The following is a 21,754-nucleotide window of genomic DNA, read 5'->3' as shown; positions in this document are numbered from 1 at the left end:
CGGTCGCATCGGCGCAATGGTGGCACCGCGAGCCTTGCGCGGCTTTGGGTCTTTCCGTCGCGAGTCGAGAGCAAGTCGCTAGTCCCGAGAACCACACATCACTGGAGGAACAGCATGGCCAAGATCAACCGCGTCCTGGTAGGAGAGTCGCTCGTCGGCGATGGCAACGAGGTCGCACACATCGACTTGATCATCGGACCGCGAGGTTCCGCTGCCGAGACCGCGTTCTGCAACGCGCTCACCAACAACAAGGATGGCTTCACGTCGCTGCTCGCCGTGGTCGCGCCGAATCTGCTGACGAAGCCGAACACGATTCTCTTCAACAAGGTGACGATCAAGGGTGCGAAGCAGGCCGTGCAGATGTTCGGCCCGGCGCAGCGCGCGGTTGCGATGGCGGTCGCCGACAGTGTGGAAGGCGGCGTGATTCCCGCCGATGAAGCCGATGACGTGTTCATTTGCGTCGGCGTGTTTATTCACTGGGAAGCGGACGACGACCAGAAGATCCACGACTACAACTATCAGGCGACGAAGGAAGCGATTGCGCGTGCGGTGGCGGGCGAGCCATCGGCGAAGGATGTAGTATCGAAGAAGGGATCGATGTCGCATCCGTTCTCGCCGGACTGAGTGGTTTCTTTTGTGGCCGGTGCGCTGGGGGTTTTTCCCGCGTGCCGGCTGTGTGGCGTAGTTCAATTCAAGAGGCTTATCGCATGACCCCACGTTGCTGCGCGTTGACGGTGCTGACTTGCCTCTCGCTGATCTCGCCGGGTACTTATGCTGCAACGGGGGCCGATGGCGGCGCACGGCCGGCTAAGACTCACGATTACCCGACTGAAGGGCGCGTGGAGTACGTGCTCGGGTGCATGGACGATAACGGGCACGATTTCGCCAACGTGTACAAGTGCTCTTGTGCGATCGACAAGATCGCGCAGGTGCTTACTTACGACGATTATGTCGAGCAGTCGACGTTTTCGAAATACGCCACGCTGGGTGGCGAAGGCGGAGCGGAGTTTCGGGTTGATCGCGCTAAAGCGCAGACTAGGAAGTATCGGGATTTGCAGCGGGATGCTTATAAGGCATGTGGGATTCAGCAGAGGTCTTCGGTTAAGTGATTTTTTTGGTGTGGTCCCGGATTGTTAGTGGTCTATTAGCGTTGCCCCTGTGCGGGGCGGCACTTACTTTCTTTGCTGCTGCAAAGAAAGTAAGCAAAGAAAGCAGCTTCTGTTACGCCCGCGGTCACACGCACGTTGGGTAGTCCTCTCTTCCACCGTGGCACTCGCCTAAAGAGTGCCCTCATCACAATCACCCGGCTTGGCTCGCGCACGGTCTGACTCGCTAGTCCGTTTCCCGCGCGGGTTCAGCACCAAATAGCTCCGGCCCGCTACGCGGCCGATGGGTCAATCGGGTTTGCAAGTGCTTCTTCTTCGATGGTTTCCCTCGCATACCCAACGGCAGCGCGTAGCGCTGTGCCGACGCTCTTTCGTGCTGCACCAGTCCGTTATGTGGTGCGATGTGGCGGACCGTGCGCGAGCCAAGCCCAGTTGGGCCTATGAGGGCGACACTTAGGCGAGTGCCACCGTGGACGAGAGTACTACCCAAACTGCGTGTGACCGCGGGCCTGAAAAGCTGCTTTCTTTGCTTACTTTCTTTGCAGCAGCAAAGAAAGTAAGTGCCGCCCCGCACAGGGGCAACGCTAATAGACCGACACGAATACGGGACCACCTAAACCTAAAAGAAGGAACTCAAACCTCATGCGCTTAAGACAAGCCTGCGTAGTCTATCGAGGACACTCTTTAGGCGAGCGCCACCGTGGACGAGAGAACTACCCAACGTGCGTGTGACCGCAGGCCTAAAAAGCTGCTTTCTTTGCTTACTTTCGTTGCAGCAGCAAAGAAAGTAAGTGCCGCCCCGCACATGGGCAGTGCTAATAGACCACTAAGAATACGGGATCACCCGAAAAAAAAACTCACCCCACCACATACCCCCTCCCGATCCAACCAAGATCACGATTAGCCCCACGACGCCGTCGCTCAATCACAACCCCAACCGCATCGACATCATCGAACTTGGCTGGCTTGGCCAGCACGACCCTGACCCATTGCGCGCCAAAATCCGCGATCACCATCTGCGCGATGCGCTCTGCCAGCGCCTCGAGCAACTGCACGCCATGCGACGCGAGCAGCACATGAATCGCTTCCCGCACCGCCGCATAATTGATCGTATCCTCGATGCGATCCGTCGCGCACGCACGCAAGGTCGCCACGCCGATGGCCAGACTCATCCGCACCGTCTGCGGATCATGCAGTTCGCTCTTGTCTATGCCGACCACCGTCTCGCCCGTCAGCCCTTCGATATAAACGATATCCATCGCATCAGACGCAGCCGTGTGCGGTGCAACATAAACAGCTTCGCGGATCGGTTCGAATCGGCCCATGTGCTCGTCGCCGCGCGACCGCGGCCCCTTATCGAAAACATCCGTAATTTGCAAGCAAAAACCGGGCGCGTCAGCGTTACTCTATGCGACTACTTATTGAACCTAAGCGTCTAAGGATGTACAGTTTTTGAGAACCGGTCGTTCGGGTCGCGCACCGCACCAGAAAAATACCCCGATCACCCGGCCACGAGGCGCGCCTTCAGGCACGATTGGCCGCTGTCGCAGCGTACAACACAACAGATTCGGCGCCGGACGGAACGCGCGATGCATCGCGCACCGGAATGCGGCGCAACGGAGACTTGCCCTCATGTCGTCGCTCGCTGACGTAGACACGCATGTCCGGGAAGTGCTGAACATCGTCAATAATCCGCTGGCCGCTCGCCGCGCCAGTGATTCGGTCGCGCAATCGTGGCTGCGGTGCCTCACCGAGTTCCGGCTCGATCCAGGCCGCTTCGTCATGCCGCCCGTCCTCACGCAGCGCGAGCTCAACGACCGGCGCGAAGCCGCCAGCGATCTCATCGCGTGCTCGAAGCTCGAAATGACGACGCTCTATCAACAGCTCGCCGATCCCGAGCTCGCCGTCGTGCTCGTCGATGCCGATGGCGTCATCGTGCATCAGGTATCGTCGGTGCCGTTCGGCGAAGCCGTCGCCGCCGATGGCCTGCGCGTCGGCGCAATGTGGAGCGAGCGCGAAGCCGGCACCAACGGCATGGGCACGTGCCTCATCGAACGCGATTGCATCGCCGTATGTCAGCACGAACATTTCTATCCGCGCTATACGTCGCTCACGTGCTCGGCCGCGCCGATCTTCGACGAACGCGGCACCGTCGTCGGCGTGCTCGACGTGACGAGCCGCTCGAAGCTTTTGCAGCAGCATTCGCTCGTGCTCGTCGGCATGTCGCGGCAGATGATCGAAAACCGTCTCATCGATGCGCGCTACCGTCACGCGAACATGATCCACTTCCATAGCCGGCCCGAGTTCGTCGGCACGCTGCACGCGGGCAAGCTCGCCGTCAGCGACGAAGGCGTCGTGCTCGCCGCAAGCCGCAGCGCGCTCTTTCAGCTCGACCTGCGCTCGCCCGCCGAGTTGTGCGGCAAGCGCATCGGCGAAGCATTCAATGCGACGCTCGAAGACATGATCGCGCGCAGCATCCGCGGCTCGTTTCATCCGGTGACCGTCTACAGCGCGAAGGCAAACAGCCGCTTCTTCCTCACCGCGCAGACGCCGCGCGAAGGCGCGAACGGCGCTACGCGCATCCTGATGAACGATCCGGCATCGGGCACGCGCGCGAAGCCGGCCGCGCGCAAGGACACGCGCGAATCGTCGAGCGCCGGGCGTCTGGACAAGCTCTCGCATCTGGAATTCGGCGATCCGCGCATGGCCTCGCAGATACAGCTCGCCGCACGCGTGATCCAGCGCAAGATCCCGATCATCCTGCGCGGACAGACCGGCACCGGCAAGGAAGTCTTCGCCAACGCGCTGCATAGCATCAGCCCGAACGGCACGGGGCCGTTCGTCGCGGTGAATTGCGCGTCGCTGCCGGAGAATTTGATCGAAAGCGAACTGTTCGGTTATCGCGCGGGCGCGTTCACGGGCGCTCAGCGTGAAGGACGGCGGGGCAAGATCGTGCAGGCGAACGGCGGCACGCTCTTTCTCGATGAAATCGGCGACATGCCGCTCGCGTTGCAGGCGCGCCTTCTGCGCGTGCTCGAAGAACACGAGGTCACGCCGCTCGGCGCGGAAACCACGGTAAAAGTGGACTTTCAGCTCATCAGCGCGAGTCACCGCAATCTCATCGAACTCGTGCAGAACGGCATGTTCCGCGAGGACTTGTACTATCGCCTGAACGGCATCGAAATCAATCTGCCGCCACTGCGCGAACGTGCGGATGCGCTCGCGCTCATCGGCCATATTCTCGAAACCGAATCCGACGAGCCGCCCGCGCTTTCCGTCGAAGCAAAAGAAGCGCTGCTGAGTTATCCGTGGCCCGGCAATATCCGGCAGTTGCGTCACGTGCTGCAAATGGCGATTGCGCTCTGCGACGGCCCCGAAATTCGCTGCGCGCACTTGCCGCCGGAGATCGCGAACGGCGTCGCGCCGATGACGCAATCTGTCACGCGCGCGCCGATGACGGCCACGCCGCATCTCGCCGACGACGCCGATACATCGTCGCTCAACGCGATCCAGGTCAAGGAGCGCGAGACCGTGCTGCAATTGCTCGACGAGCATCGCTGGAACGTGAGCAATGTCGCGAAGGTACTCGGCATCAGCCGCAATACGCTGTATCGGAAGATGCATCGTCTGCATATCCGCCTGTCGCACGATACGCCCGCAGCCGACGCATGACGCAACCCACGCCCGCCCGCCGGCTCGACGAGTTCAAGCCCGACGCGCGCTTCGCGTGGTGCGTGACAGGCTCGGGCCACATGCTGGAAGAATCGATCGCGCTCGCGCGGCGTCTGCCCGGCGTCGATCTGTTTCTCTCCGCTGCTGGCGAAGAAGTGCTGCCGCTCTATGGCTGGAAGGTCGCGAAACTGCGCGAGCACTTCAAGGTGTTCCGCGACAACAGCGCGAGCAGCGTGCCCGTTGGCATGATCTATAACGGCGAATATCACACGGTCGTGATCGCGCCCGCGACGAGCAACACCGTCGCCAAATGCGCGTTCGGCATCTCCGATACCCTGCCCACCAATCTCTATGCGCAAGCCGGCAAGCAATGCGTGCCGGGCATCGTGTTCGCATGCGATACCGCACCGAGTGTCATCACGCACGCCCCGCACGAATGGGTCGAAGTGAGGCCGCGCGCGATCGAATTCGAGAACGTCGAGCGGCTCGCGCGGTTCGCGCATACCACCGTGGCCCGCTCGTTAGAGGATCTCGAAGCCGCACTCGATCGACGGCTGTCCGACCTGAAGCTCGCATGGAACACATCGTCTTCCTGACCGGACGGCTCGCGGAATCGAGCCTTCGACAAGTGCTCGAAAGCATCGCGCCGGTTGCGTCGGCTGCGCCGTTCACATGGGAAGTGCGCGAGATCGGCCTGCAGGTCGCGGGCCTGATGACCGCCGACATGATCCGCCGGCGCGTGCCGTCGCCATTGAGCGCGAACACGAGCCGCATGATCGTCCCCGGCCGATGCCGCGGCGATCTCGATGCGCTCTCCACGCACTACGGCGTGAAAGTCGAGCGCGGTCCCGAAGAAGTGAAAGACTTGCCGCAGTTTTTCGGGCGCGAGGCGCGGCATGTCGATCTGTCGAGCTACGAGACGGAGATTTTCGCGGAGATCGTCGATGCTCCGCGCCTCGATCTCGACGGCATCGCGGCACGCGCGCGCGAGTACGAGCGGCAAGGCGCGGATGTGATCGATATTGGCTGTCTGCCGGAGACGCCATTCCCGCATCTCGAGGATGCCGTCGCGATGCTCAAGGGACAAGGCTATCGCGTGAGCGTCGATTCGATGCGTGACGAGGAACTCTTGCGCGGCGCACGCGCAGGCGCGGACTACGTGATGAGCCTCAACGTCGATACGTTATGGATTGCTGATGAAATTTTAGCGACGCCGATTCTCGTGCCGCGCGAACCCGCCGATGTTGCATCGCTCGATGCCGCGATCGACGCGATGACGAAGCGTGGCCGCGCCTTTCTCGCTGATCCAGTTCTCGATCCCATCCCGTTCGGGCTCGCGGCTTCCATCGCGCGTTATGTGTCCTTGCGCGAGCGATACCACGACGTGCCGATCATGATGGGCGTCGGCAACGTGACCGAGCTGACCGAGGCGGACACGACCGGCATCAACGCGGTGCTGTTCGGCATGGCGGCGGAATTGCGCATCGCGGCGGTGTTGACGACATCGGTGAGCCTGCACGCGCGCCGTGCCGTGCGCGAAGCCGATGTCGCGCGTCGCGTGATGCATGCCGCACGCGAAACGCAGACGTTGCCCAAAGGCCTATCCGCGGACTTATCCGCGCTGCATGCGAAGCGCCCGTTTCCCTACGATGCCGCCGAGATCGGCGCGTTCGCCGCCGCCGTGCGCGATCCGAATTTCCGCGTGCAGGTGTCGTCGGACGGCATTCATGTCTATAACCGCGATGGACATCATGTCGCGATCGATCCGTTCGCGCTCTATCCCGAACTCAAGGTGGAGAACGACGGCGGGCACGCGTTCTATCTCGGCGTTCAGCTTGCGCGCGCGGAAATCGCGTGGCAGCTAGGCAAGCGATTCGATCAGGATCAGCCGCTCGATTGGGGATGCGCGGTCGACCGCATCGATGAGGATTTGATGGCGTGGCACGCGCCGGGAAGCACGAAGAAAAAGGGCTAGGGGCTTGAGATAGCTCCCAATTGTTTCGATTGGCTGTTTGGCATATTGGCGGGGGTGAAGGAGTCGGATAGCATCGGGATTCTTGTTAGTTATCCGGAGAGTTCCATGTATATATTCAGCGTTGAGGATGCGCAGAAGGACTTGCCGAAGATCCTCGAAATGGTCGCGCACGGAAAAGACGTGGCGATCGGCGGCGAGCAACCGGTGTTGTTGCTCAAGGTGAGGTCGGTTGGGAATTTCGACAACGACAATCCCGAAGCTACCGGCTCCATCATCGTGATCGATCCGGAAGACGAAAGCGCGTTCGAGGACGAAGCGTTCAAACCCTTACCCGATGACATCATCGATCTGATGTACAACGGGCCGCTGTATCCCGACGAAGCCAGTCTCGCCCATGAGAGCCGGTAATGCGCGTGCTGCTCGATACTCACATTTATATCTGGCGCGTGTCGAGAGATCGTCGGCTGTCAGCGTACTTTCGTGATGCGATAGATGACGCGAAGCAGGTGTATATCAGCGCCGCCAGCATCTGGGAGCTGTCGATCAAATCCGCTCGCGGCAAGCTCGAGCCGGACGGCGAGCGTGCGATAGACGAGCTTCAAAGTCAGCCGTTCATCGTGCTCCCGGTCGAACTCAAGCATGCCAAGGCGGTCCGCAACATGCCACACTTGCATCGCGACCCGTTCGATCGCGTGCTCGTCGCGCAAGCGCTCACGGAAGATCTGAAGCTCCTGACGGCCGATCGCGAACTCAGAGAGTACGTCCGGCAAGTCGTCCCCGCCTGACCCCGCGTCGCCCGCCCCAACGAGCGGCGCCCCTCAGTGATACCGCCTCGCCATCGCCTCCAGCGCCATCGGCCTGATGCGATCCGCCTGCCCCGCACACCCGAACGCCTCGAACCGCTCGATGCACAGATCGCGCGCCGCCGCCGTCGCTGCCTTCAGCGCATAACGCGGATCGAACTCCGACTTCGCCGATGCCATCGCGCGCCGCATCGCGCCCGTCATCGCGAGGCGGATGTCCGTATCGATATTCACCTTGCGCACGCCGTTCTCGATGCCGCGCCGGATCTCGTCCACGGGCACGCCGAACGTCGCGGGAATCTCGCCGCCATGCTCGCGGATGATCGCAAGCCATTCCTGCGGCACCGACGACGACCCGTGCATCACGAGATGCGTATCCGGAATGCGCGCGTGAATTTCGGCGATGCGGTCGATCGCGAGAATATCGCCCGTCGGCTGGCGGCTGAACTTGTACGCGCCATGCGACGTGCCGATGGCGATCGCGAGCGCATCGATGCCGGTCGCTTCGACGAACGCGCGCGCCTCGTCGGGATCGGTCAGCAAGCGGTCGTGGCTCAACGCGCCTTCCGCGCCGACACCGTCCTCGTCGCCTGCGCGCCCCGTCTCCAGCGATCCGAGACAGCCCAACTCGCCTTCCACCGACACGCCCACCGAATGCGCCGCCTCCACGACGCGCCGGCTCACATCGACGTTGTAATCGTATTCGGCGGGCGTCTTCTGATCGGGCATGAGCGAGCCGTCCATCATGACCGACGTGAAGCCCGAACGAATCGCCTGCTGGCACACGGACGGACTCGCGCCATGATCCTGATGCAGCACGACCGGGATATCCGGATGCGCCTCGACCGCCGCCAGCACGAGATGCCGCAGATACGGCTCGCCCGCGTACTTGCGCGCGCCCGCCGACGCCTGCAGGATGACCGGGCTTCGCGTCGTCTCGGCGGCCTGCATGATCGCGTGAACCTGCTCCATGTTGTTGACGTTGAACGCGGGCACGCCGTATCCGTGCTCCGCCGCGTGATCCAGCAACTGCCTCAATGCGATGAAAGCCATCGTGATGTCTCCATGCGAAACCCGAAAATCAGGCGGCGACGCGGCGCGCTTCGTCGATGAGTGCATCGGTCGTCACGCCGAAGTGCTCGAACAGTTCGCTCGCGGGCGCGGATTCCCCGAAGCGATCGATGCCGATCACGCCGCCATTCAATCCGACATACTGCCGCCAGAACGCCGTCACGCCTGCTTCGATGGCGACGCGCGGCACGCCTTCGGGCAGCACGCGTTCGCGCCACGCGTTGCATTGACGATCGAACACCGTAGTCGACGGCATCGATACGACGCGCGCCAGGATGCCCTCTTCCTTCAGCGGCTCGATCGCGGCGAGCGCAAGCGCCACTTCCGATCCGGTCGCGATCAGCACGACACGGCGCGCATCGCGTTCGCATGTCGACGGCCAATCCGCGAGCACGTAGCCGCCGCGCTCGATGCCGTCGATCTGTGCCTCGTCGCGCGGCACGAACGGCAGGTTCTGGCGCGACAGCAGCAGGCACGACGGACGGTCGCGCTCCACCGCGCCGATCCACGCCTGCATCGTTTCGACGGTATCGCACGGACGCCATACGTCGAGACCTGGAATCATGCGCAGCGTCGCGGCATGTTCGATGGGCTGATGCGTCGGGCCGTCTTCGCCGAGGCCGATCGAATCGTGCGTGAAGACGAACACCGTGCGCGTCTTCATCAGCGCGGCCATGCGCAGCGCGTTGCGCGAATAATCGGAGAACGTGAGGAACGTCCCGCCGAACGGCAGATATCCGCGATGCAGCGCGATGCCGTTCAACACCGCGCTCATGCCGAACTCGCGCACGCCGAAGTGGATGTAATTGCCCTTCTGCGGCGATGCGCTCACATCGACGGCATCTTTCCAGCGCGTGAGATTCGATCCGGTCAAGTCAGCCGATCCGCCCAGCAGTTCGGGCAGCGCGCGCGCAAGCCCTTCGATCGCGAGTTGCGATGCCTTGCGCGTCGCGATCGTCTGGCGCGCGCGATCCGCATCGCGCACGAGCGCATGCGCCGTGTCGCGCCAATTCGCGGGCAACGCGCCGCGCACGCGCCGCTCGAACTCGGCGGCGTCATCGGGAAACACGCGGCGGTACGCATCGAAACGCCGGTTCCATTCGTCCTGCGCCGCCGTGCCCGCCTCGCGCGCGTCCCACAGCGCGCGTATCGACGATGGAATCTCGAACGGCGCATGCGTCCAGTCGAGCGCGCGCCGCGTCGCTTCCACTTCGTCGGCGGACAGCGGCGCGCCGTGTACATCGTGGGTGCCGGCCATGTTCGGCGCGCCCAGACCGATGACCGTCTTGCAGCAGATCAGCGTCGGGCGATCCGATTCGCGCGCCAGTTGCAACGCGCGCGATACGTCGTCGACATCGTGACCGTCCACCGCACGCACCACGTTCCAGCCGTACGCTTCGAACCGCTTCGGCGTATCCTCGGTGAACCAGCCGTCGACATGGCCATCGATCGAAATGCCGTTGTCGTCGTAGAGCACGGTGAGCTTGTGCAAGCGCAGTGTGCCCGCAAGCGACGCCGCCTCGTGCGACACGCCTTCCATCAGACAGCCATCGCCCACGAAAACGTACGTGCGATGATCGACGATCTCATGGCCCGGCCTGTTGAACTCGCGCGCAAGCAACGCCTCGGCGAGTGCCATCCCGACCGCGTTCGTCAGACCTTGACCGAGCGGACCGGTCGTCGTTTCGACGCCGGGCGTGACACCGGCTTCAGGATGACCCGGCGTCTTGCTGCCCATCTGCCGGAACCGCCTGATCTCGCCGATGGACAAGTCGTAGCCCGTCAGATGCAGCAGCGCATACAGCAGCATCGAGCCATGCCCGTTCGACAGCACGAAGCGGTCGCGGTCGGGCCAGTCCGGATCGGCGGGATTGTGTTTCAGATGACGTCCCCACAACGCGACTGCGATTTCCGCCATGCCCATCGGCATGCCGGGATGACCGGAGTTGGCGCGGCTTACCGCATCGACGGCGAGCATGCGCAACGCATTCGCCATCTGCCGCGTGTCGGGTGAGCGATGAAGTCGGGGCAAAGCTTCAGCGACGGCATTCATGTGATGCCTCCTTCGATGCGATGATGAGAAATCTTCTATGCGCGCGCGCGCCGGTCGCGTAGCTGCAGGATCATCGGCGTGAAGATGAGCTGCATCGCGAGACCCATCTTGCCGCCGGGCACGACGATTACGTTGGGCCGCGACATGAACGAGTCGTGCAGCATCGTCAGCAGATACGGGAAGTCGATGCCCTTCGGCTTCGTGAAGCGGATCACGACGAAGCTCTCATCGGGCCGCGGAATCTCGCGCGCAGTGAACGGATTCGACGTATCCACGGTCGGCACGCGCTGGAAATTGACATGCGTGCGCGAGAACTGCGGGCAGATGTAGTTCACGTAATCGGGCATGCGGCGCAGGATCGTATCGACGACGGCTTCGTGCGAATATCCGCGCATCGTTTGATCGCGATGCAGCTTCTGAATCCATTCGAGATTGATGATGGGCACGACGCCGACGAGCAGATCCGCATGTCGCGCGATATCGACCTTGCCGGTCACCGCCGCGCCGTGCAGGCCTTCGTAGAACATCATGTCGGTGCCGGGCGCGACGTCTTCCCACTGCGTGAACGTGCCCGCGTCCTGCCTGTAATGCGCGGCTTCGCCTTCGTCGTGAACGTAGTGACGGAACTGTCCGCCGCCCGACGCACCATAGCTTGCGAACAAGGCTTCGAGTTCTTCGAGCAGATTCGCTTCCGGCCCGAAGTGACTGAAGTTGACGATACCGTCGCGCTCGCTCTGCTTCATCGCCTCGCGCATGCCGATCCGATCGTAGCGATGAAACGCATCGCCTTCGACGATCTGCGCATTGATCTTCTCGCGCCTGAAGATATGCGTGAAGCTCTTCATGACGGTGGTGGTGCCGGCGCCGCTCGAGCCCGTCACCGCGACGATCGGATGTTTGACTGACATGCGCTGTCTCCCTGTGTTTTATGTGTGTCGCGCGTTTCTACGCTTCGGTTTCCGGCAGGAACAGCGACCGTTCCTTGAACAACGGCGACGTGAACGGTTTGTCTTCGCCGCGATCGTATTCGCCGTGATAGCGCTGGATGCGATCGACTTCGTTACGCGAGCCGAGTATCACCGGCACGCGCTGATGCAGCGCGTGCGGCTCGACATCGAGAATGCGTTCGCGCCCGGTGATCGAGAGACCGCCCGCCTGTTCGACGAGAAAGCTCATTGGGCTCGCTTCGTACAGCAGGCGCAGGCGTCCTTCCATCTCGGGGGTCTTGAAGTCGCGCGGATACATGAACACGCCGCCGCGCATGAGGATGCGATGCACTTCCGCGACCATCGATGCGATCCAGCGCATGTTGAAGTCCTGCGCGCGGCAGCCGGTGCGGCCGTCCTTGCATTCCTGCACATAGCGGCGCACGGGCGGTTCCCAGAAACGTTCGTTCGATGCGTTGATCGCGAACTCGCACGAATCTTCGGGGATGCGAATATCGGAATGCGTGAGCACGAAGTTGCCGACATCGCGTTCGAGCGTGAAGCCGTGCGTGCCGTTGCCGACGGAGAGCACGAGCATCGTCGATGGTCCGTAGATCGCGTAGCCTGCCGCGACTTGTTCGCGGCCCGGACGCAGGAACGCTGCATCGTCCGGTGCGCCGCTTTCATCGCTGCCGCGCCGCATGACTGAAAAGATCGAGCCGACGACGCCGTTGATATCGATGTTAGACGAGCCATCGAGCGGATCGAATGCAAGCAGATACTCGCCGCGCGGATACGCATCGGGAATCGCGTAGACATCGTCCATTTCTTCCGAGACCATGCCCGCGAGCAGTCCGTCCCACTCGCAATGCTGGAGGAAGATGTCGTTCGTGACGATGTCGAGCTTCTTCTGTTCTTCGCCTTGCGTGTTGATCGATTGCGCCGAGCCGTGCTGTCCGCCGAGTGCGCCGCGCGTCAATGCCGCTGCGATGGTCTTGATCGACGCGGCCACGTCGATGAGCAACGCCGACAGACCGCTTGCCGCTTCGGGTCCGGGCTTGCGGTCCAGCGTGTCGATCAGGAACTTCGATAAGGTCGTGCGTCCGTCCTGCATCGTGCGCTCCTTGGCGTCATGAGTCGTTGAACACGCGGCTTGCGCGGATATCGCCGGCTTCGAGTTGCATTAGCGCGGCGGCATCGGCGGTGGCGTTGCCGCTTTCGGCTGCGGCAAAGAGCCGGTTCGCCTGACGCAGCCGCGCGCGATCGAGCGCGTTGCGCACCGAACGCGCGTTTGCGAAGTTCGGCTGCCTGATGCGATGCGCGAGATAGTCTTCGAAGGCGCTGCGTGCGTCGCCGTCGAAGCGATAGTGCATGTCGGCGAGCATGTGTTCGGCAATCTGGAGAAGTTCATCGGGTGCGTAATCGGGAAAAACGAGGTGATGCGCGATGCGCGACCGAAAGCCCGGATTGCTATGAAAGAACGTTTCCATGCGCGATTCGTAGCCCGCGAGAATCACGACGAGATCGTCGCGCTGGTTCTCCATCGTTTGCAGCAGTATTTCGATGGCTTCCTGTCCGTAGTCGCGTTCGTTCTCTGGCCGATAGAGGTAATACGCCTCGTCGATGAAGAGCACGCCGCCCATCGCACGCTTGAGCACTTCGCGCGTTTTGGGCGCGGTATGACCGATGTACTGGCCGACGAGGTCGTCGCGCGTCACCGAGACGAGATGATTGCGCCGGATATAGCCCAGGCGATGCAGCACTTGCGCCATGCGCAGCGCGACCGTGGTCTTGCCGGTGCCAGGGTTGCCCGAGAAGCACATGTGCAGCGTGGGCGCGCCCGATGCGATGCCGAGCGTTTCGCGTGCGCGCTCGACGAGCAGATGCGCGGCGATTTCGCGGATGCGCGTCTTGACCGGCGCAAGGCCGATGAGATCGCGGTCCAGTTCCGCGAGCACTTCGCCGATGCGCGATTCGCGGTAGAGCGCCATCAGATCGGCTGTGGTTTGAAGAGGCGCTTCTTCGAGCGTGGCTTCTGCGCTCATGATTTTTCTCTCCTTATCGGTAACGCTCGCCGCTCGGGCGATCGGTTGCGTAGGTGCGGATCGCATAGCGCTGGATGCGGCTTCTGTCGTCTTGTCGTTCGAGGCGGAAGCCTTGCTCTTCTTTTGGTCGGTTGACGATGAACGAGAGACGCATGGTTTCGAAGCCTCGCACCGAGTCGAAGGCGTTGATCTTGATGTAGTGGTCGGGATAGGTCTTGCGGCATTCGTTCACTTCCATCAGCACGCCGGCTGCATCGTGCAGGTCGAACATGGGGAGGCCCCACATTTCCCAATACGTGTTTCTTGGATGGGGGTCGTCGGTGTATTCCACTGAGCAGGCCCAGCCTTGGTCTAGTGCATAGCTTATTTGCGCCGATATTTCTTCATCGGTTAAGGGTGGGAGGAAGGAGAAGGTGCCTTGCGTGATGTTCATTTTGTCATCCTTAATTTGTTGGGGTTGTTGGTTTCCGTTTTTGCCGGATCCCGGTTTCTTGGTGGTCTATTAGCACTGCCCCTGTGCGGGGCGGCAGTCACTTTCTTTGCTGCTGCAAAGAAAGTAACCAAAGAAAGCAGCTTTTTCAGGCCCGCGGTCACACGCAGTTTGGGTAGTCCTCTCCTCCTAGGTGGCACTCGCCTAAAGAGTGCCCTCATCATAGTCACCCGGCTTGGCTCGCGCACGGTCTGACGAGCTAGTCCGTTTCGCGTGCCGGTTCAGCACCAAATAGCTCCGGCCCGCTACGCGGCCGATGGGTCAATCGGGTGCGCGAGCGCATGCGCGCCGTCTGTTTCCCTCGTACACCCCACGGCAGCGCGTAGCGCTGTGCCGGAACCGTTTCGTGCTGAACCAGCGCCCTTGGCGTTACGGCAAGTCAGACCGTGCGCGAGCCAAGCCCGATTGGGCCTATGAGGGCGACACTTAGGCGAGTGCCACCGAGGACAAGAGAACTACCCAAACTGCGTATGACTGCGGGCCTGAAAAGCTGCTTTCTTTGCTTACTTTCTTTGCAGCAGCAAAGAAAGTAAGTGCCGCCCCGCACAGGGGCAACGCTAATAAACCGACACGAATACGGGATCACCCAAAAAAAACCTCAAACCGCAGCAGAAGCAGTAACAGCAAAATCCGGCATATCGGTAGAAGCATAGTTAAACGTGACATCGCGCCACGTATCGAGCGCGAGCTTCAACGGCGTACACCCCCGCGCAGCGGCATCGAGAATCTCGCCCCCTTCACGAGCAATATCGCGCCCCTCGTTCCGCGCTTTGACCATCGCTTCGAGCGCGACGCGATTCGCCGTCGCCCCGGCCTGAATCCCTTGCGGATGTCCAATCGTCCCGCCACCGAACTGCAAAATGCAATCATCGCCGAACAGATCGAGCAGTTGATGCATCTGCCCGGCATGAATGCCACCGGATGCCACCGGCATCACCTTGCGCAATCCCGCCCAAGGCTGATCGAAGAAGATCCCACGCGACAGATCCGGCTCGTTGCGCGCATCGCGGCACACGTTGTAATACCCCTGCACCGATAACGGATCGCCCTCGAGCTTGCCGACAGCAGTGCCCGCATGAGCATGATCGACACCCGCCATGCGCAGCCACTTCGCGATCACGCGAAACGAAATGCCGTGATTGCGCTGCCGCGTATAAGTCCCATGTCCCGCGCGATGCAGATGCAGGATCATGTCGTTGCGACGCGCCCACTTCGACATCGACTGAATCGCCGTCCAGCCAATCACGAGATCGATCATCACGATGCATGAGCCGAGCTCTTTCGCGAATTCCGCGCGCTCGTACATGTCCTCCATCGTGCCGGCCGTCACGTTCAGATAATGGCCCTTCACTTCGCCGGTCTCGGCCTGCGCGCGATGCACCGCTTCCATCGCGAAGAGATAACGATCGCGCCAGTGCATGAACGCCTGCGAGTTGATGTTCTCGTCGTCCTTCAGAAAATCGAGTCCGCCTTTGAGACCTTCATACACGACGCGTCCATAGTTCTTGCCCGACAAGCCGAGCTTCGGCTTCACCGTTGCGCCGAGCAGCGGACGTCCGTATTTGTCGAGCCTTTCACGTTCGACGACGATGCCCGTCGGCGGTCCCTGAAACGTCTTCAGATACGCAACGGGGATGCGCATGTCTTCGAGACGCAGCGTCTTCAGCGGCTTGAAGCCGAACACATTGCCGATGATCGACGCAGTCAGGTTCGCAACGGATCCTTCCTCGAACAAATCGAGTTCATACGCGATGTACGCGAAGTACTGCGGCTCGTCGGCGCGCGCGTTCGGCACCGGCTCGACGCGATACGCCTTCGCGCGATACATGTCGCATGCGGTGAGACGATCGGTCCATACGACGGTCCATGTCGCCGTCGACGATTCGCCCGCCACTGCCGCGGCCGCTTCCTCCGGCTCGACGCCTGCTTGCGGCGTGATGCGAAAGAGCGCGATCACATCGGTTTCCTTTGGCGTGTAATCGGGCTGCCAGTAGCCCATCTCGCGATACTTCATGACGCCGGCCGCATAGCGCGAGCGCGGATCGGACGGATTGCGCACCGCCTCGACGGCGGCCTTGCTGAAGTCGTTCATTCCGTTTCCTCGACAATGAGATGAGTGTGAGGTGCTGCGCCTGCTGTGATTGCAGAGTAAGCACGGCGCGCGCAGAAAGGAATTCACGAATTTCTTGCCCCGCCTTAAACGATGCCTTAGTCGGGATTAGCCCTGATGCGTTTATGAACGCAGCAATGGGACACTTTGTTCTGGTTTCGTCACAGTGCGCGCGCATGATTAGCAGGCTGCGTCTTCGGCATCCGCTTCATGTCTTTGGCATGACGCTTGCATCGTCGAAACGCCGGCCCCCTCCCGGCCGCCTGGCGGATTCGTCCGCATCGGCACATCATCGAAGTGGTAACAGAGGCATTCACCCGACTCTCACTGGAGGAACGCGCATGCAATGGACTACGCCGAGCTTCACCGATATGCGTTTCGGTTTTGAAATCACGATGTATATCGCTACCCGCTGAACGCGGATCGAACCCGCACGAAGCCGCGTGAAGGCATCGCGGTCTTTCGTGCGGCTACCCATGTATTGCGCCGACCATCATGATCTACGAGACCATCGTCACGACCGCGGATCGCGATGGCCGGCCGCACATTGCGCCGATGGGCGTGCGCTTCGAAGAAGGCTTTGCGATTCTCGCGCCGTTCCGTCCATCGGCGACGCTCGATAACGTCATCGCGACGAAGAGCGCCGTCGTCAATCTGACTACGGACGTACGCATTTTCGCGGGCTGCGTGACGGGCATCGCGCACGACTGGCCGACGCTTGCCGCCGACATCGTGCCGAGCGTGCGCCTCGCAGCGCCGCTCGCGCATATAGAGTTGCGTCTGGCAGAAATCGTCGACGACCAGACGCGTCCGACCTTGCGCATGGCGTGCGTGCATCGCGCGACGCACGCGCCGTTTGCGGGCTTCAATCGCGCGCAGGCAGCGGTTGTCGAGGGCGCCATTCTCGTGAGCCGTCTTTTCATGTTGCCGCCGGAAAAAGTGGACAGTGAAGTCGCATATTTGCAGATCGCGATCGACAAGACCGCGGGCGACGACGAGCGCGAAGCGTGGCTGTGGCTGATGCAGGCGATCGAGGCGCATCGCGCGAAGGCGCTGACGTGACGCGCCTTGCGTAGCAATCCCTCTGGAGTAACGACGATGACCATATTGCTCGCGAGCGTGCGCTCGGCCGACGAAGCATTCGATGCCGCGCAGGCCGGCGCCGAACTGATCGATCTGAAGGAACCGCGCGCGGGCGCGCTGGGCGCCGTTGCCATCGACGATATCGCGCGGATCGTGCGTGAATTGCGCGTGCGGTACGCGGTGCGGCCGATCAGCGCGACCATCGGCGATCTTCCCAACGATGCGCTCGACGAGATGACTGTGCGCGTGCTCGATGTCGCTGCGACCGGCGTCGATTATGTGAAGGTCGGTGTGTCGCCGGGCGTGGGCGCTGTTGCTTGCCTGCGGCATCTGGCGAGCTTGCCGGCGGCTGTCGTGCCGGTGCTCTTATCCGACGATGGCGTGGATCGCGAACTGGCCGCGCTTGCGGCGCAACTCGGCTTTGTCGGCATCGTGTTCGATACGGCGAGCAAGGACGGGCGCACGCTGTTCGATTGCGTCGATGTGGGGATGCTTGCGGACTGTATCAGCGATGCGCGTGTGCGCGGGACGATGATCGCGGTGGCGGGATCGCTCGGGTGGGGCGACCTCGGCAGGATTCGATCGCTCGCGCCGGATATTGCTGGTTTTCGTGGAGCTTTGTGTGATGCGCGTGATGGGCGAGGGGGGAGGCTTGATCCTCTTCGCGTTCGGGAATGGGTTCGGGCGTTGCATCTTGGTTGTTGAGCCTTTTTTTGCCGGATCCCGTTTTCTTTGTGGGCTATTAGCACTGCCCCTGTGCGGGGCGGCACTTACTTTCTTTGCTGCTGCAACCAAAGAAAGCAGCTTTTCAGGCCTGCGGTCACACGCACGTTGGGTAGTTCTCTCGTCCACGGTGGCTCTCGCCTAAAGAGTGTCCTCGATAAACTACGCAGGCTTGTCTTAAGCGCATGAGGTTTTAGTTCCTTCTTTTAGGTTTAGGTGGTCCCGTTTTCGTGTCGGTCTATTAGCGTTGCCCCTGTGCGGGGCGGCACTTACTTTCTTTGCTGCTGCAAAGAAAGTAAGCAAAGAAAGCAGCTTTTCTAAGCCCGCGGTCACACGCAGTTTGGGTAGTACTCTCGTCCTCGGTGGCACTCGCCTAAGTGTCGCCCTCATAAGCCCAACCGGGCTTGGCTCGCGCACGGTCTGCCGCCCAACACCGCTTAACGCGCGGGTTCAGCACGAAATAGTTTCGGCACAGCGCTACGCGCTGCCGTTGGGTATGCGAGGGAAACCATCGAAGAAGAAGCACTTGCAAACCCGCTTGACCGATCGGCCGCGTAGCGGGCCGGAGCTATTTGGTGCTGAACCCGCGCGCGAAACGGACTAGCGAGTCAGACCGTGCGCGATCCAAGCCGGGTGATTATGATGAGGGCACACGTTAGGCGAGTGCCACGGTGAACGAGAGGACTACCCAACGTGCGTGTGACCGCGGGCCTGAAAAAGCTGCTTTCTTTGGTTACTTTCTTTGCAGCAGCAAAGAAAGTGACTGCCGCCCCGCACAGGGGCAACGCTAATAGACCGACACGAATACGGGACCAACCCAAAAACAAAAAACCCTAAACCAAAACATTCAACAACCGATCCCTGACAACATCGAGATCCGACTTGCAAAAAACCTCGACGATGTAATTAGCATCCCGCACATAAGCGGTAAACCGCCGATCCAGAATACCCCTGGCAGCAAGCACATCGAGCGGCACCCCCGCTCCGACATCACATGACTTCACAATCACCAACCGCTCAGCATTGAGCAAACTCGAAAGCCAGGCGGCGAGCGAATCCGACGTCGTATCCCAGTTGGTCATCGAATCCGGCGTCGCGCGCATCAGATCGGTCGGCACCCAAACCGCGACCCGGCCATCGCGCAATGCGCGCCGGATGCGTTCCTCGTTCGACGCCAGCACGAGCTCCGGCACCACGCCCTGCATCAGAATCGCGTATTGCGCCATCGCGAGCAGACACATGTTATGCGCCGCGAGATCGTCGAAATGCCATTCCTGCTGATACTGCCGCACCGCGTCCGCGAAATCCCCGCCACCCGGCACGATCACGACCCGCCCGCCGCCCACTTCCCATAGCCGCGTCAACCATTCGCGCAGCGCCGGGTCGTGACTCAGGCTCCCCCCGATCTTCACCACCCACATATTCCAGTCCTCGTTCGATCATGCCGCCGGGCCACGCGCCCGTGTCCTTCGCTATGTTTCGCACGCTATCACGCGGCGCGCGCCGATGCATCGTCCGACCGATCTCCCGCGTTGCCGCGCACGCTCGTCGCCGCCGTCAACGCCAGCAGCGCCACCGCCACACTCGGCGCGCACGTCGATACCCATTCGGCACGCGTCGCATCGTCGTCGGCGACACCGGCGAGCCGCGCGAAATCCAAGTAACCGCGCGCTTCCTGCCGCGCCAGCGCCGCCGCGAGAAAACGCCCGCAGCCCGCGCCGACCACAGGCGCGGCCGCCAACGCAGCATCCTGCGCGACCACGCGCGCAAAGCTCACCTCCAGCGCGCGCAACTGCTCGTGCCGCCAGCTCTGCGCGAAACGCCGCCACTCGGCATCGCCCGCATCGGCGGCGTCGCGGCCGATCATCCGCGCAATCCGCGTGCGGCTCGCGGCTTCTGTCTTCGGGCCGCTGTCGGCGCTCGGATGCTGATCGTGGCCCGGCCACAACTCGCCCGTCAGACGATACACATCCGCCGTCGTCGCGAACCATTCGTTCATCACGCCCGTCGTCTTGCCGCGAAACTCGATGCGATGCGCGAGCCCGCACAACGGCGTGCGCACGACGCCCTGATAGACGAGTTCGCCGCTCACGAGCCGCTCGGCATCGTTCGAACCGTGCGCGACGACCTGTCCGCCGACGATCGGCACGATGTCCGTCGTCGTGCTGCCTATATCGACGAACACCGCGTCCGGCATGCGCGACGCGACCCATTGCGCGCTCGCGAGCCAGTTCGCCGATGCAACCTTGCGCCAGCCGTCCGCGCACGCCGAACGCGCGAGCCAGCCCGCATCGCCGGCGAAGAACATCGTGCGCGGCCCGAGCCGTTGCGCAAGTGCGCGCGTCAACATGCGCACGCCCTCGGCGCGGTCGGCGAAGAGATCGACCATCTCGCCAGTCATCGTGACGGCGTGGCGCGCGGTTGCATCGGCGGCCCAGGGCCAGCGCTCGAACATCGCGTCGATCGCGCGCTCGAGATGCGCCATGCCCTGCCACAACGGACACGCCCACTGCGCGACGTCGACGAGCGCGCCCGCACGCGTCGCCATCGACACCTTGACGTGCGCGCCGCCCACGTCCCAGCCGAACACGGGCGCATCGTTCGATGTCGATGTCGATGTCGATGTCGATGTCGATGTCGATGTCGATGTCGTCATGACGATGCTCCGGCGCATGCGCGCAGCAATCCGGCATCGCCGTCGAAGCCCGGCACGCGATGCGCCGCGAGCAACTCAGCCGCGAGATTACGGCCGCCGCGCCGGCTCAGTTCCGCATACGCGACCGTGAGGCGCGGATTCACTTCGATCACGACCGGCCCGCGCTCCGGATGCCACACGACGTCGATGCCCACGAAGCCGCGCAGGCCCGGAAACGCATCGGCCACACGCAGCGCGAGCCGCTCCAGCGCGCGTCCTTGCGGACCATGCCGATCGATGCGATCGACGTCGACGCCATCGAACTGAACGATGCGCTCGCGCCGTCCCGATCCCGCCGCGTCCGACATGCCGATGCGCTGCCGGTTGATGCTCACGAGCCTCGAAAGCCGGTCGCGGCAGATCAGCGAAAGACTGAGCGGCTCGCCGTCGATCCATTCCTGCAGCACGGGATAGCGGCCCGCTTCGGCGCGCGCTGCGTACTCGTCGCGCGCGGCGGCGAGGTCGTCGTAGACATAGGTGTCGAGGCCGCCCGCGCCGTCGTCGGGCTTGACGACCCAGCGCCGCCCGATAGCCGCGGTCGCGCTTTCCGGTTCGAGCGCGGGCGTCGCGGCGATGCTGCGCGCGGCAAGACACGCGGCGGTGGCGCTCTTGCTCGATGCCGCGCGGATCGCTTCCTTCGCGCAGCCGAGCCAGCGCGCCTGGCCGACGGCGTCGTAGAGTTTGAGCAGCAGGCCGTCGCACTCGGGCGCGACGATGCAGGCATAGTCATGCTTGCGCGCGACGCGGGCCACGAAGCGTATGAGCGGCTCGCCCGGCTGCGCGCACACGTAGCCGCTCGCGTCGTCGAATTGTTCGAAGCGCGAGCATGCTACGGTCACGTCGACGCCCGGCAGCGCGCGCAAGTCGGCGGCGATGGCATCGCGCATCACGCGGCCCTCGACGATCAGCGCGGAGAGATCGGCGAGGCTGCCTGCGCCTGCCGCGTCCGGATCGATGCCGCCGCCGGTGAGATACTCGAATACGAAGATCTTGGTCAAAGGA

At 62.4% G+C, this 21,754-nt stretch carries 21 protein-coding genes; 10 read left to right on the top strand and 11 right to left on the bottom strand.

The genetic code is table 11. The features are described from left to right. The first annotated feature begins 114 nt into the window (after positions 1 to 114). Complete coding sequence (fae, locus tag AWB77_RS14155) at positions 115 to 624, top strand: formaldehyde-activating enzyme (RefSeq protein WP_061135053.1); 510 nt, start codon at positions 115 to 117, stop codon at positions 622 to 624. An 83-nt stretch (positions 625 to 707) separates the two neighbouring features. Further along, positions 708 to 1,109, top strand: a complete 402-nt coding sequence (locus tag AWB77_RS14150) for a hypothetical protein (RefSeq protein ID WP_061135052.1) — start codon at positions 708 to 710, stop codon at positions 1,107 to 1,109. A gap of 854 nt (positions 1,110 to 1,963) precedes the next feature. Here AWB77_RS14150 and AWB77_RS14145 read toward each other — a convergent pair. Beyond that, positions 1,964 to 2,431 carry a dihydroneopterin aldolase gene (locus tag AWB77_RS14145; protein ID WP_082852658.1) on the bottom strand — a complete coding sequence of 156 codons (468 nt, stop codon included), beginning with the start codon at positions 2,429 to 2,431 and terminating at the stop codon, positions 1,964 to 1,966. A 307-nt stretch (positions 2,432 to 2,738) separates the two neighbouring features. Here AWB77_RS14145 and AWB77_RS14140 point away from each other — a divergent pair, with 307 nt between their 5' ends. The 5 genes from AWB77_RS14140 (at position 2,739) to AWB77_RS14120 (ending at position 7,538) form a co-directional block, all read left to right on the top strand. Next, entirely contained in the window at positions 2,739 to 4,778 is a 2,040-nt protein-coding gene (locus AWB77_RS14140; protein ID WP_061135051.1) for a sigma-54-dependent Fis family transcriptional regulator, read from the top strand. Further along, positions 4,775 to 5,374 carry a flavoprotein gene (locus AWB77_RS14135; protein WP_061135050.1) on the top strand — a complete coding sequence of 200 codons (600 nt, stop codon included), beginning with the start codon at positions 4,775 to 4,777 and terminating at the stop codon, positions 5,372 to 5,374. The genes AWB77_RS14140 and AWB77_RS14135 overlap by 4 nt, the downstream gene beginning before the upstream one ends. After that, positions 5,353 to 6,753 carry a DUF6513 domain-containing protein gene (locus AWB77_RS14130; protein ID WP_061135049.1) on the top strand — a complete coding sequence of 467 codons (1,401 nt, stop codon included), beginning with the start codon at positions 5,353 to 5,355 and terminating at the stop codon, positions 6,751 to 6,753. Before AWB77_RS14135 ends, AWB77_RS14130 begins: the two co-directional genes overlap by 22 nt. Positions 6,754 to 6,858: 105 nt before the next feature. Next, positions 6,859 to 7,161: a hypothetical protein gene (locus AWB77_RS14125; RefSeq protein WP_061135048.1), complete on the top strand. Its 303-nt coding sequence runs from the start codon at positions 6,859 to 6,861 to the stop codon at positions 7,159 to 7,161. After that, complete coding sequence (locus tag AWB77_RS14120; protein ID WP_061135047.1) at positions 7,161 to 7,538, top strand: type II toxin-antitoxin system VapC family toxin; 378 nt, start codon at positions 7,161 to 7,163, stop codon at positions 7,536 to 7,538. Before AWB77_RS14125 ends, AWB77_RS14120 begins: the two co-directional genes overlap by 1 nt. Before the next feature lie 33 nt (positions 7,539 to 7,571). Here AWB77_RS14120 and fba read toward each other — a convergent pair whose 3' ends face one another. From fba to AWB77_RS14085, 7 genes are all read right to left on the bottom strand, one after another. Then, a complete protein-coding gene (gene fba, locus AWB77_RS14115) occupies positions 7,572 to 8,609 on the bottom strand; it encodes a class II fructose-bisphosphate aldolase (protein ID WP_061135151.1) in 1,038 nt (345 codons plus the stop codon). Between the two features lie 28 nt (positions 8,610 to 8,637). Further along, positions 8,638 to 10,680, bottom strand: coding sequence for a transketolase (gene tkt / locus AWB77_RS14110; RefSeq protein ID WP_061135046.1), 2,043 nt, complete (start codon positions 10,678 to 10,680; stop codon positions 8,638 to 8,640). A gap of 35 nt (positions 10,681 to 10,715) precedes the next feature. After that, positions 10,716 to 11,588 carry a phosphoribulokinase gene (locus tag AWB77_RS14105; protein ID WP_061135045.1) on the bottom strand — a complete coding sequence of 291 codons (873 nt, stop codon included), beginning with the start codon at positions 11,586 to 11,588 and terminating at the stop codon, positions 10,716 to 10,718. 37 nt (positions 11,589 to 11,625) lie between these two features. Then, entirely contained in the window at positions 11,626 to 12,720 is a 1,095-nt protein-coding gene (locus AWB77_RS14100; RefSeq protein WP_061135044.1) for a class 1 fructose-bisphosphatase, read from the bottom strand. A 16-nt stretch (positions 12,721 to 12,736) separates the two neighbouring features. Continuing rightward, positions 12,737 to 13,651 carry a CbbX protein gene (cbbX, locus tag AWB77_RS14095; protein WP_061135043.1) on the bottom strand — a complete coding sequence of 305 codons (915 nt, stop codon included), beginning with the start codon at positions 13,649 to 13,651 and terminating at the stop codon, positions 12,737 to 12,739. Between the two features lie 13 nt (positions 13,652 to 13,664). Next, positions 13,665 to 14,084 carry a ribulose bisphosphate carboxylase small subunit gene (locus tag AWB77_RS14090; protein WP_061135042.1) on the bottom strand — a complete coding sequence of 140 codons (420 nt, stop codon included), beginning with the start codon at positions 14,082 to 14,084 and terminating at the stop codon, positions 13,665 to 13,667. A gap of 655 nt (positions 14,085 to 14,739) precedes the next feature. After that, the gene (locus tag AWB77_RS14085; RefSeq protein WP_061135041.1) at positions 14,740 to 16,233 is read right to left on the bottom strand and encodes a form I ribulose bisphosphate carboxylase large subunit; all 1,494 of its coding nucleotides are present in this window, start codon (positions 16,231 to 16,233) and stop codon (positions 14,740 to 14,742) included. Between the two features lie 359 nt (positions 16,234 to 16,592). Between AWB77_RS14085 and pqqA the strand changes: the two genes are divergently transcribed. The 3 genes from pqqA to AWB77_RS14075 all read left to right on the top strand — a co-directional run bounded on the left by pqqA (position 16,593) and on the right by AWB77_RS14075 (position 18,039). Beyond that, entirely contained in the window at positions 16,593 to 16,667 is a 75-nt protein-coding gene (pqqA, locus tag AWB77_RS37195) for a pyrroloquinoline quinone precursor peptide PqqA (RefSeq protein ID WP_008354335.1), read from the top strand. 79 nt (positions 16,668 to 16,746) lie between these two features. Beyond that, positions 16,747 to 17,313, top strand: a complete 567-nt coding sequence (locus tag AWB77_RS14080) for a DUF447 domain-containing protein (protein ID WP_061135040.1) — start codon at positions 16,747 to 16,749, stop codon at positions 17,311 to 17,313. A gap of 36 nt (positions 17,314 to 17,349) precedes the next feature. After that, positions 17,350 to 18,039 carry a (5-formylfuran-3-yl)methyl phosphate synthase gene (locus AWB77_RS14075; protein ID WP_061135039.1) on the top strand — a complete coding sequence of 230 codons (690 nt, stop codon included), beginning with the start codon at positions 17,350 to 17,352 and terminating at the stop codon, positions 18,037 to 18,039. Between the two features lie 851 nt (positions 18,040 to 18,890). Here AWB77_RS14075 and AWB77_RS14070 read toward each other — a convergent pair. The 3 genes from AWB77_RS14070 to AWB77_RS14060 form a co-directional block, all read right to left on the bottom strand. Beyond that, a complete protein-coding gene (locus tag AWB77_RS14070) occupies positions 18,891 to 19,478 on the bottom strand; it encodes an amino acid kinase family protein (protein ID WP_061135038.1) in 588 nt (195 codons plus the stop codon). 68 nt (positions 19,479 to 19,546) lie between these two features. Beyond that, the gene (locus AWB77_RS14065) at positions 19,547 to 20,713 is read right to left on the bottom strand and encodes a hydantoinase/oxoprolinase family protein (RefSeq protein WP_061135150.1); all 1,167 of its coding nucleotides are present in this window, start codon (positions 20,711 to 20,713) and stop codon (positions 19,547 to 19,549) included. Then, the gene (locus AWB77_RS14060) at positions 20,710 to 21,750 is read right to left on the bottom strand and encodes an ATP-grasp domain-containing protein (RefSeq protein WP_061135149.1); all 1,041 of its coding nucleotides are present in this window, start codon (positions 21,748 to 21,750) and stop codon (positions 20,710 to 20,712) included. The genes AWB77_RS14065 and AWB77_RS14060 overlap by 4 nt, the downstream gene beginning before the upstream one ends. Positions 21,751 to 21,754: the final 4 nt, after the last annotated feature.

The organism is Caballeronia fortuita (assembly GCF_001544835.2).
In the GTDB taxonomy this organism is placed as follows: domain Bacteria; phylum Pseudomonadota; class Gammaproteobacteria; order Burkholderiales; family Burkholderiaceae; genus Caballeronia; species Caballeronia fortuita.
Note: the sequence above shows the minus strand (reverse complement) of the source record. Positions and strands in the feature narration are given on the sequence as shown.

Coding starts and splice junctions, on each gene's coding strand:
- fae (WP_061135053.1), top strand. CDS start 115: ATGGCCAAGATCAACCGCGTCCTGGTAGGAGAGTCGCTCGTCGGCGAT.
- AWB77_RS14150 (WP_061135052.1), top strand. CDS start 708: ATGACCCCACGTTGCTGCGCGTTGACGGTGCTGACTTGCCTCTCGCTG.
- AWB77_RS14145 (WP_082852658.1), bottom strand. CDS start 2,431: ATGGGCCGATTCGAACCGATCCGCGAAGCTGTTTATGTTGCACCGCAC.
- AWB77_RS14140 (WP_061135051.1), top strand. CDS start 2,739: ATGTCGTCGCTCGCTGACGTAGACACGCATGTCCGGGAAGTGCTGAAC.
- AWB77_RS14135 (WP_061135050.1), top strand. CDS start 4,775: ATGACGCAACCCACGCCCGCCCGCCGGCTCGACGAGTTCAAGCCCGAC.
- AWB77_RS14130 (WP_061135049.1), top strand. CDS start 5,353: ATGGAACACATCGTCTTCCTGACCGGACGGCTCGCGGAATCGAGCCTT.
- AWB77_RS14125 (WP_061135048.1), top strand. CDS start 6,859: ATGTATATATTCAGCGTTGAGGATGCGCAGAAGGACTTGCCGAAGATC.
- AWB77_RS14120 (WP_061135047.1), top strand. CDS start 7,161: ATGCGCGTGCTGCTCGATACTCACATTTATATCTGGCGCGTGTCGAGA.
- fba (WP_061135151.1), bottom strand. CDS start 8,609: ATGGCTTTCATCGCATTGAGGCAGTTGCTGGATCACGCGGCGGAGCAC.
- tkt (WP_061135046.1), bottom strand. CDS start 10,680: ATGAATGCCGTCGCTGAAGCTTTGCCCCGACTTCATCGCTCACCCGAC.
- AWB77_RS14105 (WP_061135045.1), bottom strand. CDS start 11,588: ATGTCAGTCAAACATCCGATCGTCGCGGTGACGGGCTCGAGCGGCGCC.
- AWB77_RS14100 (WP_061135044.1), bottom strand. CDS start 12,720: ATGCAGGACGGACGCACGACCTTATCGAAGTTCCTGATCGACACGCTG.
- cbbX (WP_061135043.1), bottom strand. CDS start 13,651: ATGAGCGCAGAAGCCACGCTCGAAGAAGCGCCTCTTCAAACCACAGCC.
- AWB77_RS14090 (WP_061135042.1), bottom strand. CDS start 14,084: ATGAACATCACGCAAGGCACCTTCTCCTTCCTCCCACCCTTAACCGAT.
- AWB77_RS14085 (WP_061135041.1), bottom strand. CDS start 16,233: ATGAACGACTTCAGCAAGGCCGCCGTCGAGGCGGTGCGCAATCCGTCC.
- AWB77_RS14080 (WP_061135040.1), top strand. CDS start 16,747: ATGATCTACGAGACCATCGTCACGACCGCGGATCGCGATGGCCGGCCG.
- AWB77_RS14075 (WP_061135039.1), top strand. CDS start 17,350: ATGACCATATTGCTCGCGAGCGTGCGCTCGGCCGACGAAGCATTCGAT.
- AWB77_RS14070 (WP_061135038.1), bottom strand. CDS start 19,478: ATGTGGGTGGTGAAGATCGGGGGGAGCCTGAGTCACGACCCGGCGCTG.
- AWB77_RS14065 (WP_061135150.1), bottom strand. CDS start 20,713: ATGACGACATCGACATCGACATCGACATCGACATCGACATCGACATCG.